Source organism: Pseudomonas sp. FP2300 (assembly GCF_030687595.1).
Taxonomy (GTDB): Bacteria; Pseudomonadota; Gammaproteobacteria; order Pseudomonadales; family Pseudomonadaceae; genus Aquipseudomonas; species Aquipseudomonas bijieensis.
Window position 1 is genome coordinate 1,943,384 of the sequence record NZ_CP117440.1, and the last position, 14,540, is coordinate 1,957,923.

The window sequence follows — 14,540 nt, forward strand, 5'->3', positions numbered from 1 at the left end:
ATGAAAGGTCAAAAAGGTTATCTACTGATAGACAAACTCTCCCACGGCTTTTCCATCAGCGCCTTGCTGCACAAGTTTAGCCGCTGGTACGAATTGCACCACGAACGTGAACTGCTGGCTGGAATGAGCGACGAGGCGCTCAAGGACATCGGCGTGAGTCGGGCCGACGTGGAACAGGAAGTGGTCCGGCCATTCTGGGATGACCCAATGCACAAATGAGCCATCCTTTCCTACACAAACCCCTTATTGGTGAGGTAGGTTGCGAGCAGACAAGGAGATCTCCATGCCCGCGACTCTGTCCTTTACCCTCAAACAGGCCCGGCGTCTGGCGTTGGCCGCCCAAGGATTCGATGGGCGGTCGCCGCCAGCTTCGGTGCAACCTTCGCGCCTCAACCGCCTGATCGAACGCCTCGGCGTCCTGCAGATCGACTCCGTCAATGCGCTGGTGCGCTCGCATTACCTCCCGCTGTTTTCCCGCCTCGGTCACTACAATCGCGATTTGCTCGACCAGGCAGCCTGGAGCCAGGGCCGACGTCGCACGCTGTTCGAATACTGGGGGCATGAAGCGTCGTTGCTGCCGATGTCGATGTATCCGCTGATGCGCTGGCGCATGAGTCGTGCATCCCGTGGCGAAGGTATTTATCAGCAGTTGGCGCGGTTCGGTCATGAGCGCCAGGATGTTATTCGCCGCGTTTTGGCTTCGGTGCAGGAGCAGGGCGCCATTGGTGCGGGCAGCTTGTCCACGCGCCAGGACAAGGCCGGGCCGTGGTGGGACTGGAGTGCGGAGAAGCATGCGCTGGAATGGTTGTTCGCCGCAGGCGAAGTCACGGTGGCGGGGCGACGCGGTTTCGAGAGGCTCTACGACTTGCCGGAGCGGGTGCTACCGGAATCGATCCTGCAACAACCGTTGCCGGACGAAGCCCAGGCACAACGCGCTTTGCTGGTACATGCTGCCGAGGCCTTGGGCATTGCGACCGAGAAAGACCTGCGCGACTACTTTCGCCTCGACCCGGCCGACAGCCGGGCGCGACTGGCCGAGCTGGAGGAGGCCGGGGACCTGCTGCGCTGCGAAGTGCAGGGATGGAAACAACCGGCCTGGTGCCGACCCGGGGCGAAAATCCCGCGCAAGGTAGCCGCCAGTGCCTTGTTGTCGCCGTTCGATTCGCTGGTCTGGGAGCGAGGCCGTACCGAGCGGCTGTTCGACTTTCGCTACCGGTTGGAAATCTACACGCCTGCTCACAAGCGGGTGTACGGCTACTACGTGCTGCCGTTCCTGCATCACGAGCGCATTGCGGCGCGGGTCGATCTGCGAGCGGAGCGGGCTTTGGGGCGCCTGGCGGTGCATGCCGTGCACGAAGATGCGTCGGGGCTGGACGAGGAGGGGATGCAGGCCCTGGCGCTGAACCTGCGGCGCATGGCCCAGTGGCTGGGGTTGGAGCGGGTTCAGCTTAATTGCCAGCGAGAGAGTGGGGTTCGGTTGGCCCGGGCATTGGCTCAGTCAAGTGATGGCTAACCCGACGCTATCGCGAGCAGGCTCGCTCCCACAAGGGATCTCGGGTGACCACAGCTTTTATGTTCACAGCAGATCCAATGTAGGAGCGAGCCTGCTCGCGATGACAATTTTACCGGCGAAGAAGAGCTTACTGACTCACCGCCGAACCTGCTTCAACGTCTCGGCAATCAAAAACGCCAACTCCAGCGACTGGTCGGCATTCATCCGCGGATCGCAATGGGTATGGTAGCGGTCCGACAGCCCGTCCTCGGTAATCGGCCGTGCACCGCCGATGCATTCGGTGACGTTCTGCCCAGTCATTTCGATGTGAATTCCGCCGGCATAAGTGCCTTCGGCTTCGTGGACCTGGAAGAACTGCTTCACCTCGCCGAGGATCTGCGCGAAGTCCCGGGTCTTGTAGCCGCTGCTGGCCTTGATGGTGTTGCCGTGCATCGGGTCGCTGCTCCACAGCACCTGCTTGCCTTCACGCTGTACGGCGCGCAACAGGGGTGGCAAGTGTTCGCCGACCTTGTTGGCGCCCATCCGGGCGATCAGGTTCAGCCGGCCGGGGTCGTTGTCCGGGTTGAGCACGTCGATCAGGCGGATCAGGTCGTCCGGGTCCATGCTCGGGCCAACCTTGACCCCGATCGGGTTGTTCACCCCGCGCAGGAATTCGACATGGGCGCCGTCCAGTTGACGGGTGCGGTCGCCGATCCACAGCATGTGGGCCGAGCAGTCGTAATAGTCGTTGGTCAGGCTGTCACGGCGCACGAAGGCTTCTTCGTAATTGAGCAGCAACGCTTCGTGGGCAGTGAAGAAACTGGTTTCGCGCAGTTGCGGCGAGCTGTCCATGCCGCAGGCGCGCATGAACGCCAGGGTTTCGTCGATGCGGTCGGCCAGGTGGCTGTATTTTTCCGCCAGGGCCGAATTGGCGATGAAGTCCAGGTTCCACTTGTGTACCTGGTGCAGGTCGGCGAACCCGCCCTGGGCGAAGGCGCGCAGCAGGTTCAAGGTGGCGGTGGACTGGTGGTAGGACTGCAGCAACCGCTCCGGGTCCGGCACGCGGCTTTTCTCGTCGAAACCGATGCCATTGACGATGTCGCCCCGGTAGGCCGGCAGGGTCACGCCATCGATGGTTTCGTCGTTGGCCGAACGTGGCTTGGCGAACTGCCCGGCCATGCGGCCGACCTTGACCACCGGGCAACCGGCGGCAAAGGTCATGACGATTGCCATCTGCAAGAGCACCTTGAAGGTGTCGCGGATCTTGGCCGCCGAGAACTCGGCAAAGCTCTCGGCGCAATCACCGCCTTGCAGCAGGAACGCCCGGCCCTGGGTCACTTCGGCGAACTGACGGCGCAACTCCCGGGCTTCACCGGCAAACACCAGTGGCGGATAACTGGCCAAGGTCTGCTCTACCTGCAACAGGTGCGCGGCGTCGGGGTAGCGGGGTTGTTGCTGGATCGGCAGGGCGCGCCAGCTGTCAGGGCTCCAGGGTTGGCTCATCATGATCTCTAGGTGATTTACGCTCGGACGGCCATGTTATCAGCAAATTAGTGCGTGACCTGTTTGCGTCGCTTCGCGGACAATTGCCCCTTTGTACAACTTGCGTACAGTCCAGCGCGTTGCCGCAGTCCGTCCGGTGACCATCAGGAGATGAAATGACAGAGGAGCGCGTCGAGCATCTGCTCGCCGAAGTGCACGACGAGTTCGGCATGATCCGGGTCTTCGAAGTGGCCGACTACCGGTTTCTTGAGTTCGGCGATGCCATTGAGCAGAGCTGCGTGTTCACGGCTGATCCGAGCTGGCTCGAATACGACTACACCCGCGCCATGCTCATCGGTGCGTTATGCCACGAGCAGCCGGAGAGCGCGCTGTTCCTGGGGCTGGGCGCCGGTACGCTGACCCAGGCCTGCCTCAAGTTCCTGCCGCTGGAAGATGTCGAAGCCATTGAACTGCGCCCTGACGTGCCGCGTCTGGCCATCGAATACCTGGGGCTGGATGACGATCCGCGACTGTACATCCGCGTTGGCGATGCCCTGGAATTGCTTGAAACGGCGGAGCCGGCGGACCTGATTTTCGTCGACCTCTATACCGATGTCGGCCCAGGTGTCGGGCATCTGGCCTGGGGGTTCCTGGAAAACTGCCAGAAGCGCCTCAATCCGGGCGGCTGGCTGGTGATTAACCAGTGGGCCACCGATGACGGCAAGCCATTGGGTGCGGCGCTGTTGCGCGGTTTGTACCACCGGCATTACTGGGAACTGCCGGTGAAGGAGGGCAATGTGATCCTGATCGTGCCGGCGGACCTGGACCAGGAGCTGGACATGCAAGGACTGGTCGCCAGGGCCGAAGGGCTGGCGCCGAGGCTGGGTTATTCGTTGCAGTCGTTGATCAAGGCCATCCGTCCGGCAACGTGATACATGCCAGGTGTGATAAACCCTGTGGGAGCAAAGCTTGCTCGCGATACAGGCACTGCAATTCCCGAGAGTGCTGAGTTGTGTTCATCGCGAGCGAGCTTTGCTCCCACAGGGGAAAGATGAACCGTTTTAGCACCCCACCCCCGCAACGCCGAGCCTTCGCAAAACAAACGGTTGTACCGTTAATCCCAGGGCCCGTGGCAGAGAGCCCCATAACGGGGTCTGGCGATAAAAAAAGCTCCCTTTTCGGGCGAATTCCGGTATAGTGCGCGCCGGCCTTTAGCCGGGCCGCGTCAAGGTAGCGCAATTCCCCGAAGTCAGCTTCGGTTGCATGTCCGCACAACGGATGCTTCCACGACGTTCTTTTTCCATTCATTCGTTTTCGCAAATCCCCGCCGACAAAGCAGCCAGGGCGACTCTTGAGTCTCAACACGGCACGCGCAGCTTTGGAGCATGGGTCTTTGCGGATGCACTTAGAGGCAGACCCATGACCCAGGAAACCGGCGGCTTCGCCGCTTTTAATCTCAACCCGAACATTCTTGCCGCCGTCACTGCGACCGGCTACGAAGAACCTTCGGCTATTCAGCAGCAATCGATCCCGATCATCATGGCCGGCCACGACATGATTGGCCAGGCGCAAACCGGTACGGGTAAAACCGCTGCGTTCGCCCTGCCGATCCTGCATCGCATCGATCCTGCAAAGCGCGAACCGCAAGCCCTGATCCTGGCGCCAACTCGTGAGTTGGCGCTGCAAGTAGCAACCGCTTTCGAAACCTATTCCAAGCAGATGCCTGGCGTTACCGTTGTGGCCGTCTACGGCGGTGCGCCGATGGGCCCACAACTGAAAGCCATCCGTAATGGTGCGCAGATCGTTGTCGCCACTCCGGGTCGTCTGTGCGATCACCTGCGTCGTGACGAAAAAGTCCTGGCCACCGTGAACCACCTGGTTCTGGACGAAGCCGACGAAATGCTCAAGCTGGGTTTCATGGACGACCTGGAAGTCATCTTCAAGGCCCTGCCGGCTACCCGTCAGACCGTATTGTTCTCGGCCACCCTGCCGCAATCGATCCGTGCCATTGCCGAGCGCCACCTGCGCGATCCGCAGCACGTGAAGATCCAGACCAAGACCCAGACCGTTACCGCGATCGAGCAGGCTCACCTGCTGGTTCACGCTGACCAGAAGACTTCCGCCGTTCTCAGCTTGCTGGAAGTGGAAGACTTCGACGCCCTGATCATGTTCGTGCGCACCAAGCAAGCGACCCTGGACCTGGCCAGCGCCCTGGAAGCCAAAGGCTACAAAGCCGCTGCGCTGAATGGTGACATTGCCCAGAACCAGCGTGAGCGCGTGATCGACTCCCTCAAGGATGGCCGCCTGGACATCGTGGTCGCGACCGACGTCGCGGCCCGTGGCCTGGACGTTCCGCGCATCACCCACGTGTTCAACGTGGACATGCCGTACGACCCGGAATCCTACGTTCACCGTATCGGCCGTACCGGCCGTGCCGGTCGCGAAGGCCGCGCGCTGCTGCTGGTTACCCCGCGCGAGCGCCGCATGCTGCAAGTGATCGAGCGTGTGACTGGTCAGAAAGTCGCTGAAGTTCGCCTGCCGGACGCTCAGGCTGTTCTCGATGCCCGCATCAAGAAACTGACCAACAGCCTGTCGCCACTGGTGGCTGACGCCGAATCGACCCACGGTGATCTGCTCGATCGCCTGACCGCCGACATCGGTTGCACCCCGCGCGCACTGGCCGCCGCACTGCTGCGCAAGGCCACCAACGGCCAAGCGCTGAACCTGGCTGCAATCGAGAAGGAACGTCCCCTGGTGCCGAACAGCGCCCCGCGTGGCGATCGTCCTGAGCGCACCGGTGATCGTCCGGACCGTGGTGATCGCGAGCGTCGTGCCCCGATCCCGCTGGCCGAAGGTCGTGCTCGCTGCCGTACCGCGCTGGGTGCCCGTGACGGCATCGCGGCCAAGAACCTGCTGGGTGCCATCCTCAACGAAGGCGGCCTGGCCCGCGAAGCCATCGGCCGCATCCAGGTGCGTGACAGCTTCAGCCTGGTCGAGCTGCCGGAAGATGGTCTGGAGAAGTTGCTGACCAAGCTGAAAGACACCCGCGTGGCCGGCAAGCAGCTCAAGCTGCGCCGCTATCGCGAAGATTGATCGGCTCTTGGGCTGATTGATCGAACATGAAAAATCCCCGACTGGTTCGGGGATTTTTTTGTCTGTTGTTTGGCGTGCCTTCAGGAGAGTGGTGTGGACGCCAATCGCGAGCAGGCTCGCTCCCACAGGGGTTTTGTGAACGCCGAAAATCCAATGTGGGAGCGAGCCTGCTCGCGATTGGAGCGACCCGGTCTATCTGTCAGTCAAACCGATAGATATCCATCCCCAACGTCCCCATCGTGAAGCCTTGATGGGCAACGCTGAACTCCCCACCCGCACCCCGGGCGAAATACAGCGGCAACAAATGCTCGTCGCTGGGGTGGCTGCGCACGGCGTTCGGTGCTTGGCGCCGGTAGTCGTGCAGCGCGGTCTCATCGTCGGTCGCCAACTTCTCGACTATCCAATCACGAAAGGCCTTGGCCCAAGGCTCGATACTGTCGGGGCCAGCGTTCCAGTCCAGGTCGCGCAGGTTATGGGTGATGCTGCCGGAGCCGATCAACAGGATGTCTTGCTGGCGCAGGCTCGCCAGGGCTTGGCCGACCTGTGTCTGCAATGCCGGCCCTTGGCGGCTGGGCAGGGAAACCTGCACCACCGGAATGTCGGCCTCCGGGTACATCAACGACAATGGCACCCAGACGCCATGGTCGGAGGGCCGTTGAGGGTCGAGGCGTGCCGGCAGGTGCGCGGCATTGAGCATGTCTGCCACTTGCGTCGCCAGTTGAGGATCACCAGGCGCGGGGTACTGCACCTCATACAGCGCCGGTGGAAAGCCGCCGAAGTCGTGCCAGGTGCGCGGCTGCGGATTGGCACTGACCAACAGTTCATTGCTTTCCCAGTGGGCGGATACGATGACGATGGCCTTGGGCTTGGGCAATTGAGCGGCCAGGCGAGCCAATGCCGGACCGCTGTCGCCGGGTTCCAGAGCGAGCATGGGTGAGCCATGGGAGATAAACAGGCTGGGCAGCATGAAGGGGCTCCTGAGCGTTAAGATGTGATCATCTTCCGTCAGGTCAATGATCTAAATCTAATATAAGTTTTAGCCCGTTTTGATCGAGTTTTTTGGAGTGAATCATGGAGCCCGAGTTTTGGCACAAGCGCTGGTCATCGAACCAGATTGGTTTTCACCTGCCGGAAGTGAACCCCTACCTGCAACGTTTCTGGCCGCAACTAGGTCTGGCGCAGGGTAGTCGAGTGCTGGTGCCGTTGTGTGGGAAAAGCCTGGATCTGTTGTGGCTTGCCCATCAGGGGTACTCAGTGCTTGGCGTGGAGTTGTCGGAAAAAGCCGCCACTGATTTTTTTCTTGAGCGTCAGCTTGAGCCGAGCGTAAGTGAGGAGGGCGCGTTCAAGGTCTTCCGTGCCGAGGGTGTCGAAATCCGCTGTGGTGATTTCTTTGCCTTGAGTGCTGCAGATGTGGCCGATTGCGCGGCGTTGTACGACCGTGCTGCGTTGATTGCCTTGCCGGTGGCGATGCGAGAGCGGTATGCGGTTCATTTGCAGAAAATCATGCCCGCGTGCGTGGGATTGCTGATTACCCTGGATTACAACCAGGATGAAATGCCTGGCCCACCTTTCTCCGTAGGAAATGATGAGGTGCTGCGGCTGCTGGGAAATGTCTGGCGGCTGGAGGTCTTGCAGGAACAGGATGTGCTGGGGGAAAGCTGGAAGTTCTTGCAGGCTGGAGTGAAGCGGCTGGATGAGCGGGTGTATCGGATTTCCAGTCGTTGAAGTGAGTGTTTGTGCTGGCGTGCCTAAACCAGCAGACAAAAAAAGCCCGCATCGCTGCGGGCTTTCTCTTGAGGCTTCAGTCAGCCGCGACGACGCAGTGCGTCGATACGCTCTTCCAGCGGCGGGTGGCTCATGAACATGCGCGCCAGGCCCTGCTTGATGCCACCGTTGATGCCAAAGGCATTCAGGGTGTCGGGCATGTGCACCGGCAAGCCTTGCTCGGCGCGCAGGCGTTGCAGGGCACCGATCATGGCGCTGGTACCAGCCAGGCGTGCACCGGCGTCGTCGGCGCGGAACTCGCGCTTGCGCGAGAACCACATGACGATGGCGCTGGCGAGGATGCCCAGTACCAACTCGGCGAAGATGGTCGCCACGTAGTAGGCGATGCCTTGGCCCTCTTCGTTCTTGAAGATCACCTTGTCGACGAAGTTGCCGATGATGCGGGCGAAGAACATCACGAAGGTGTTCACCACGCCCTGGATCAGCGCCAGAGTCACCATGTCGCCGTTGGCGACGTGGCCGATCTCGTGGGCCAGCACGGCCTTGACTTCATCGGGCGAGAACCGCTCGAGCAAACCCTGGCTGACGGCGACCAGGGCGTCGTTCTTGTTCCAGCCGGTGGCGAAGGCGTTGGCCTCGTAGGCCGGGAAGATACCGACTTCCGGCATCTTGATACCGGCTTCGCGGGACAACTGCTCGACGGTTTGCAGCAGCCATTGCTCGTGGCGAGTGCGCGGCTGGCTGATGATCTGGGTGCTGGTGCTCATCTTCGCCATCCACTTGGAGATGAACAGCGAGAACAGGGAACCGGCGAAACCGAACACCGCACAGAAAATCAGCAGCTGATTGAGGTTGAGGTCAACCCCGTTGGCCGCCATGAACCCGTTGAAGCCGAAGAGGCTCAGGGTGATGCTGGCAATCAGCACGACCGCCAGGTTAGTGGCCAAGAACAGCAGGATGCGCATCATGGTTGTGGAAATCTCCTCGTGCTAAAGATGTAGCGTTATGCGGGGTATATAAGGTGCTGCCGCAGGCTATTCAACTCACCGACTATTTCAAACTGTGTCCTACAGCTGTCCTAAATGTTTGAAAGACTTTTCTGAAAGTGACTGGGGAAAAGAAATACGGCGCCTGCACCCCGTGAACGTTGAGCCGGGGTGCCCGTTGGCTCTCCAGTCCCTAGTGTAGAAGGCCTGGCGGAGTCGGCAGAACGGATATGTTGCTGAATCAAACAGCGTGCGAGGCGAGGACTCCCCGCACGCTGCCTGGCTTATTGACGGTAGGACTTGAGGAAGTTGCCGATCCGGCCAATGGCCTGGTCGAGGTCATCGACCCGCGGCAGGGTCACGACGCGGAAGTGGTCCGGCCACGGCCAGTTGAACGCCGTTCCCTGGACCACCAGCAGCTTTTCGGACAGCAGCAGGTCGAGGACGAATTTTTCATCGTTGTGGATCGGGCAGACCTTCGGGTCGATCCGTGGGAAGGCATACAGCGCGCCCATCGGCTTGACGCAACTGACGCCAGGAATGTCGTTGAGCAATTCCCAGGTGCGATTGCGCTGTTCCAGCAGCCGGCCCTGGGGCAGGACCAGGTCGTTGATGCTCTGGTAGCCGCCCAGCGCCGTCTGGATCGCATGCTGGCTCGGCACGTTGGCGCACAGGCGCATGTTGGCCAGCATGTCGATGCCTTCGATGTAGCTCTGGGCGTGGTGCTTGGGCCCGGAGATAGCGATCCAGCCGGAGCGGAAACCGGCGACCCGATAGGATTTGGACAGGCCGTTGAAAGTCAGGCACAGCAGGTCCGGCGCCAGGGACGCGGTGCAGACATGCACGGCATCGTCGTAGAGGATCTTGTCGTAGATCTCGTCGGAGAACACCACCAGGTTGTGCTGGCGGGCCAGTTCCAGCATGTCCAGCAGCACTTCCCTGGAATACACGGCGCCGGTCGGGTTGTTCGGGTTGATGATCACCAGTGCCTTGGTATTGGGCGTGATCTTGGCCTTGATGTCCGCCAGGTCGGGGAACCAGTTGGCCTGTTCGTCGCACAGGTAATGCACCGGGTTGCCACCGGACAGGCTCACGGCAGCGGTCCACAGCGGATAGTCCGGCGCCGGCACCAGCACTTCGTCGCCGTTGTTGAGCAGCGCCTGCATGGACATCACGATCAGCTCGGACACGCCGTTGCCCAGGTAGATGTCCTCGATGCCGATCCCTTCGACCTGCTTCTGCTGGTAGTACTGCATCACGGCCTTACGGGCACTGAACAGGCCCTTGGAGTCGCTGTAGCCCTGGGCCGTCGGCAGGTTGCGGATGACGTCCTGGAGAATTTCATCGGGCGCTTCGAAACCAAAGGGCGCCGGGTTGCCGATGTTCAGCTTGAGGATGCGATGGCCTTCCTCTTCCAGGCGTTTGGCGTGCTTGAGCACCGGGCCGCGAATGTCGTAGCAGACGTTGGCGAGCTTGTTCGATTTGCTGACCTGCATGGCGATGTGTTCCCGAAAATGAACGATCCAGGCGGCGTATGAACTACCGTACTGGGGATCCTGCGTCTGTGCCCAGGCCTGACGCGGTAATAGGCGCCACAATCCGTTTGAATGCGCATGACGTGACTGCCAGACTGGCGTCTGACGAGGCGCAATCATACGTGCCGCCCGATCTGCGGAAAAGCATCGGATCGGGCTTTTTCAATTGCCGAGGTAGGACGATGGAAAAGTTGCAGAAAACCCTTGAAGAATGGCGCGCCATGCTCGACCCGGAGCAGTACAACGTCTGTCGGTTGAAGGGCACCGAACGACCGTTCTCCGGTAAGTACAACGCCACCAGGACCGACGGTGTGTACCACTGCATCTGCTGCAATGAACCGTTGTTCGATTCGCGGACCAAATTTGACTCTGGCTGCGGCTGGCCGAGTTTCTACGCGCCGATCGAAGGCAGCGCGGTGGTTGAGGTGCGGGACGTCAGCCACGGCATGATCCGTACCGAGGTGGTCTGTGCCAAATGTGATGCCCACTTGGGCCACGTCTTCCCCGACGGTCCGCCGCCGACGGGGCTGCGGTACTGCATCAACTCGGTGTGCCTGGATCTCGTGCCTCGGTAGGGACTGTTCACCACAATCCTCCTGTGGCGAGGGAGCTTGCTCCCGCTGGGCGGCACAGCCGCCCCAAAACGGCCTGGCATAGTTCTCCTGGCAGACCGCGTCGGCCGGTTTTACGACGGCTGCGCCGCCGAGCGGGAGCAAGCTCCCTCGCCACAAAAGCTCGGAGGGCTGAAGTCATGGTTTCGGACAATTAAATTGCACACAATTGAATCGTTCGCTATCTTCGCCGCCTATCCCATACATTTTCGGAGCCTTGCCATGAGCGACAACCTGCTGAGCATCCCCTGTACCACCATCAAGGGTGAGCAAAAGACCCTTGCCGATTTCGCCGGCAAGGCTGTGCTTGTCGTCAACACCGCCAGCCAGTGCGGATTCACCCCGCAATACAAGGGCCTCGAGGCGTTGTGGCAGACCTACAAGGACCAGGGCCTGGTGGTGTTGGGCTTTCCCTGCAATCAGTTCGGCAAGCAGGAGCCAGGCAACGAGGGGGCGATCACCGAGTTCTGCGAACTGAACTTCGGCGTGAGTTTTCCGCTGTTCAAGAAAATAGAAGTCAACGGTGCCAACGCTCATCCTCTGTTCGTCCAGCTTAAACAGCGGGCGCCCGGCGTGCTGGGGTCCAAAGGCATCAAGTGGAATTTCACCAAGTTCCTGATCGGCAAGGACGGTCAGGTGGTCAAGCGTTTTGCCCCGACCACCAAGCCCGAGGATTTGACCGGTGAGATCGAAGCGCTGCTCAAATGAATGACCTGTCAGTCGATTCGCTGAAGCTCGACAGCCAGTTGTGCTTCAAGCTGTACGCCGCTTCGCGCGCGGTGATCCGTGGCTACAAACCCATGCTCGATCAACTCGGCCTGACCTATCCGCAATACCTGGCGATGCTGGTGTTGTGGGAATGGCAGGACACCGCCCCGCAACAACCAACGGTCAAGGCCCTGGGGGAGCGTTTGCTGTTGGATTCCGGCACGCTGACGCCGCTGCTCAAGCGCCTGGAACAGCTGGATCTGGTCCAGCGCCAGCGTTCGGCCCTGGACGAGCGGGAGGTGCACTTGAGCCTGTCGACTGCCGGGCGAGCCCTGCGTGAACAGGTTGGCCCGCTCAAGGCCCGGTTGTTGTGCGACAGCGGTATCGACCTGGACCGCCTGGGGACGTTGCGAGATGGTCTGGATCACCTGCTGGGCCAGATCAAAGCGCTGACGTAGTGGGCACCCACTGGTCCAGCACCGCCGCCAGCTCTTCGCGGCGGAACGGCTTGGACAGGTAGTCGTTCATGCCGGCCGCGCGGCAGCGCTCACGTTCCTCGGGCATCGCATTGGCTGTCAGGGCAACAATCGGCAGGTCCGACCAGCGCCCGCTGCGGCGGATCTGCCGGCTGGCTTCGTAGCCATCCATCACCGGCATGTTGCAGTCCATCAACACCAGGTCGAAAACCCGCTGTTCCAGTTGAGCCAGGGCTTCGGCGCCGTGGGCCGCGACGGTGACTTCGCAGCCCAGTTTCACCAGCATCCCCTTGGCCACCAGTTGATTGACCGGGTTGTCTTCCACCAGCAGCACCCGTCCACGCAAGGACGGCGCCAGGGCTTCGATCTGTGCGTCATTGATGATGGTCGCCTCGCTCTGCATGGCACGCCGCAGAATCTGGTACAGCGCATGGCGCGCCAGTGGCCGGGCCTGTTGGATCAGCGGCGCGAGGGCGGCGGCTTCTTCGCCGGGCATGAAACTGCCATAGGCGGTCACCAGCAGGATCGGTGCGTCAAAGGTGGGCCGCAGGTTGAACAGGCATTCCGGGCAGTCGGTAATCAGCACGTCGGGCGTGAGCCCCAGCAACCCGTCGTCGATGGAGCGTTGTACATAATCCAGTCCCCATCCCGGCAACAGCATGCCCAGCAACTCGGCCAGCCCGCTGCTGCTGGCGGTGATGGCGACGACGTTGCCGTGCAACGGTTCGACCGGCGGCGCAGGGAGATGGCAAGGTAGGGGCAGGTCGGCACAGAACTGACTGCCAAAGCCGGCTTCGGAACTGATCGTCAACCGGCCCTGCATGGCTTCGCAGAGGTTGTAGGTCAGTGCCAGGCCCAGCCCGGTGCCACCGAATTGGCGGGTAATCCCGGCGCCAGCCTGGGTGAACGGCTGCAGGATTCTTGCCTGGGCTTCCTGGGGGATGCCGATGCCCGTGTCGCAGACCTCGATTCGCACGCCGCCTTCGTAATGGCTCAACTTCACGTCGACCCGGCCGAAGCGCGTGAATTTCAGTGCGTTGGACAACAGGTTGCTGACGATCTGGCGCACCCGGGTCGGGTCGCCCAATACCTGCGCCGGGAACTGCGGGTCGATCAGGCAGGCCAGTTCGACACTGGGGGCCGCGTTCTGGGAAAGCAGGTTGGCGGTGTCCTCCACCAGGGAGCCGAGGTCGAACGGAATGCGTTCGAGCTCCAGTTGGCCGGCGTCGAATTTCGACAGGTCGAGGATGTCGTTGAGCAGTTCGACCAATACCTTGCCCGAGTCATGGGCAATCGATAGCTGCTGCTGTTGTTCGGCCGTCAGGGGGCCGTCCAGGGACAGGGCGATCATTCCCAGCAGGCCGTTGAGCGGTGTGCGGATCTCGTGGCTCATGTTAGCGAGGAACACGGAGCGGGCTTCGGCCATGTCCAGGGCGGTGCGCCGGGCCACCTCCAGCTCCTCGTTGGACTGGCTGAGGCGGGCATTGATGGCCTTGAGTTCGGCGGTGCGGGCCGAGACGATGTTTTCCAGTTGCGCCAGGTATTCAGTGAGGCGATTTTCGGCCGTGCGTCGTTGCTGGATTTCGGTGGAGATATTTTCGAACTGCTGGTTGGCGACGGACACCAGCACGCCGATCTCATCGGACTGGTGGCCGGAAGGGCATTCCAGGCGGTTCTGTTCGCTGCTGCTCGGGTCGCGGCTGCTCAGTTCGCGGATGACCCGCACCAGGGGCTTGGTCAGCATCACGTAGAACAGCGCCAGCAACAGGCCGGTCAGGATCAGGCTGCGGGCGAAGCCATTGAGCAAGGTGACCTCGGCACGGCGCAGGAAACGACTGCCGAACGCATAGGTGTCGACGTCCAGTCGCAGCATGCCCAGGGATTCTCCGGGCAGGTGGTCCAGGTAGAGCCGGTCCTCGAACTGCCGCTGGGCGCCGAACAGGAAGTCACTGATGAACCGATAGCTGCTTTGCAGCTCGGGCCGCTTGACGCTGGCCAGCACCGTATTGTTATTGTCGATCAGCTCGGCCCCGATGATGGCCGGTGAGCGCAACAGGCCCATGGACAGTTCCTGGGCGAGCTCGGCGTCGATGTTGTAGGCGATGCGCGAAGCCGGGTTGTGGCTGATTTCCAGCAGCGAGAGGATTTCACGGTTGATCGACGCGTCTTCACTGGCATAATCGATGCCGATCTGCATCAGGCTGAGCAAGGTGCCCAACACGAAGCCCACCAGGACGGTCAGGCGGGCCTGCTTATAGGAAAGCCGTTGGGTGAATCTGATGTCCATTGAGTGATGAACCACTTACGTTTCCCTTCGCCGGTCAAGCATAGCTGATCATCTCTGAATACCGGTGCAGCCGGTGTGTATTGTGTGAAGTAGACCCGCCATTGGCTACGGCGTTTCGTAGCCCGAGCGCCATCATTACTGTGAA

Annotated in this window: 13 protein-coding genes; 8 read left to right on the forward strand and 5 right to left on the reverse strand. The window is 61.2% G+C overall.

Features of this window, described 5'->3' with window-relative positions; genetic code table 11:
* Both PSH86_RS08615 and PSH86_RS08620 read left to right on the forward strand, forming a co-directional pair.
* Positions 1 to 219, forward strand: a complete 219-nt coding sequence (locus PSH86_RS08615) for a DUF1127 domain-containing protein (RefSeq protein WP_053120494.1) — start codon at positions 1 to 3, stop codon at positions 217 to 219.
* Between the two features lie 64 nt (positions 220 to 283).
* Positions 284 to 1,513, forward strand: a complete 1,230-nt coding sequence (locus PSH86_RS08620; protein ID WP_116831786.1) for a winged helix-turn-helix domain-containing protein — start codon at positions 284 to 286, stop codon at positions 1,511 to 1,513.
* 135 nt (positions 1,514 to 1,648) lie between these two features.
* On the opposite strand, the gene PSH86_RS08625 is transcribed toward PSH86_RS08620, so the two are convergent.
* A complete protein-coding gene (locus tag PSH86_RS08625) occupies positions 1,649 to 2,995 on the reverse strand; it encodes a class II 3-deoxy-7-phosphoheptulonate synthase (RefSeq protein ID WP_053183144.1) in 1,347 nt (448 codons plus the stop codon).
* 155 nt (positions 2,996 to 3,150) lie between these two features.
* Between PSH86_RS08625 and PSH86_RS08630 the strand changes: the two genes are divergently transcribed.
* Positions 3,151 to 3,906, forward strand: a complete 756-nt coding sequence (locus PSH86_RS08630; RefSeq protein ID WP_025212625.1) for a spermidine synthase — start codon at positions 3,151 to 3,153, stop codon at positions 3,904 to 3,906.
* Positions 3,907 to 4,393: 487 nt separating this feature from the next.
* Entirely contained in the window at positions 4,394 to 6,067 is a 1,674-nt protein-coding gene (locus tag PSH86_RS08635) for a DEAD/DEAH box helicase (protein WP_109751451.1), read from the forward strand.
* 199 nt (positions 6,068 to 6,266) lie between these two features.
* Here PSH86_RS08635 and PSH86_RS08640 read toward each other — a convergent pair whose 3' ends face one another.
* On the reverse strand, positions 6,267 to 7,034 hold the full coding sequence (locus tag PSH86_RS08640; RefSeq protein ID WP_109751453.1) for a class III extradiol ring-cleavage dioxygenase: 768 nt from the start codon (positions 7,032 to 7,034) through the stop codon (positions 6,267 to 6,269).
* Between the two features lie 104 nt (positions 7,035 to 7,138).
* Here PSH86_RS08640 and PSH86_RS08645 point away from each other — a divergent pair, with 104 nt between their 5' ends.
* Complete coding sequence (locus tag PSH86_RS08645) at positions 7,139 to 7,792, forward strand: thiopurine S-methyltransferase (RefSeq protein ID WP_212802098.1); 654 nt, start codon at positions 7,139 to 7,141, stop codon at positions 7,790 to 7,792.
* An 80-nt stretch (positions 7,793 to 7,872) separates the two neighbouring features.
* On the opposite strand, the gene htpX is transcribed toward PSH86_RS08645, so the two are convergent.
* Positions 7,873 to 8,760, reverse strand: coding sequence for a protease HtpX (htpX, locus tag PSH86_RS08650; RefSeq protein ID WP_003199411.1), 888 nt, complete (start codon positions 8,758 to 8,760; stop codon positions 7,873 to 7,875).
* Between the two features lie 302 nt (positions 8,761 to 9,062).
* Positions 9,063 to 10,274, reverse strand: coding sequence for a pyridoxal phosphate-dependent aminotransferase (locus tag PSH86_RS08655; protein WP_046063764.1), 1,212 nt, complete (start codon positions 10,272 to 10,274; stop codon positions 9,063 to 9,065).
* A gap of 221 nt (positions 10,275 to 10,495) precedes the next feature.
* Here PSH86_RS08655 and msrB point away from each other — a divergent pair, with 221 nt between their 5' ends.
* From msrB to PSH86_RS08670, 3 genes are all read left to right on the forward strand, one after another.
* Positions 10,496 to 10,888 carry a peptide-methionine (R)-S-oxide reductase MsrB gene (msrB, locus tag PSH86_RS08660; RefSeq protein WP_305489221.1) on the forward strand — a complete coding sequence of 131 codons (393 nt, stop codon included), beginning with the start codon at positions 10,496 to 10,498 and terminating at the stop codon, positions 10,886 to 10,888.
* Positions 10,889 to 11,146: 258 nt separating this feature from the next.
* Entirely contained in the window at positions 11,147 to 11,632 is a 486-nt protein-coding gene (locus PSH86_RS08665; RefSeq protein WP_109751456.1) for a glutathione peroxidase, read from the forward strand.
* On the forward strand, positions 11,629 to 12,090 hold the full coding sequence (locus PSH86_RS08670; protein ID WP_116831788.1) for a MarR family winged helix-turn-helix transcriptional regulator: 462 nt from the start codon (positions 11,629 to 11,631) through the stop codon (positions 12,088 to 12,090). The genes PSH86_RS08665 and PSH86_RS08670 overlap by 4 nt, the downstream gene beginning before the upstream one ends.
* On the opposite strand, the gene PSH86_RS08675 is transcribed toward PSH86_RS08670, so the two are convergent.
* Positions 12,074 to 14,395 carry a response regulator gene (locus PSH86_RS08675; protein ID WP_109751458.1) on the reverse strand — a complete coding sequence of 774 codons (2,322 nt, stop codon included), beginning with the start codon at positions 14,393 to 14,395 and terminating at the stop codon, positions 12,074 to 12,076. The genes PSH86_RS08670 and PSH86_RS08675 overlap by 17 nt on opposite strands.
* Between the last annotated feature and the right edge of the window lie 145 nt (positions 14,396 to 14,540).

Excerpts from the sequence above, each read along its gene's own strand:
- PSH86_RS08615 (WP_053120494.1), top strand. The coding sequence starts at position 1 with ATGAAAGGTCAAAAAGGTTATCTACTGATAGACAAACTCTCCCACGGC.
- PSH86_RS08645 (WP_212802098.1), top strand. The coding sequence starts at position 7,139 with ATGGAGCCCGAGTTTTGGCACAAGCGCTGGTCATCGAACCAGATTGGT.
- PSH86_RS08620 (WP_116831786.1), top strand. The coding sequence starts at position 284 with ATGCCCGCGACTCTGTCCTTTACCCTCAAACAGGCCCGGCGTCTGGCG.
- msrB (WP_305489221.1), top strand. The coding sequence starts at position 10,496 with ATGGAAAAGTTGCAGAAAACCCTTGAAGAATGGCGCGCCATGCTCGAC.
- PSH86_RS08630 (WP_025212625.1), top strand. The coding sequence starts at position 3,151 with ATGACAGAGGAGCGCGTCGAGCATCTGCTCGCCGAAGTGCACGACGAG.
- PSH86_RS08625 (WP_053183144.1), bottom strand. The coding sequence starts at position 2,995 with ATGAGCCAACCCTGGAGCCCTGACAGCTGGCGCGCCCTGCCGATCCAG.
- htpX (WP_003199411.1), bottom strand. The coding sequence starts at position 8,760 with ATGATGCGCATCCTGCTGTTCTTGGCCACTAACCTGGCGGTCGTGCTG.
- PSH86_RS08665 (WP_109751456.1), top strand. The coding sequence starts at position 11,147 with ATGAGCGACAACCTGCTGAGCATCCCCTGTACCACCATCAAGGGTGAG.
- PSH86_RS08655 (WP_046063764.1), bottom strand. The coding sequence starts at position 10,274 with ATGCAGGTCAGCAAATCGAACAAGCTCGCCAACGTCTGCTACGACATT.
- PSH86_RS08675 (WP_109751458.1), bottom strand. The coding sequence starts at position 14,395 with ATGGACATCAGATTCACCCAACGGCTTTCCTATAAGCAGGCCCGCCTG.
- PSH86_RS08670 (WP_116831788.1), top strand. The coding sequence starts at position 11,629 with ATGAATGACCTGTCAGTCGATTCGCTGAAGCTCGACAGCCAGTTGTGC.
- PSH86_RS08640 (WP_109751453.1), bottom strand. The coding sequence starts at position 7,034 with ATGCTGCCCAGCCTGTTTATCTCCCATGGCTCACCCATGCTCGCTCTG.
- PSH86_RS08635 (WP_109751451.1), top strand. The coding sequence starts at position 4,394 with ATGACCCAGGAAACCGGCGGCTTCGCCGCTTTTAATCTCAACCCGAAC.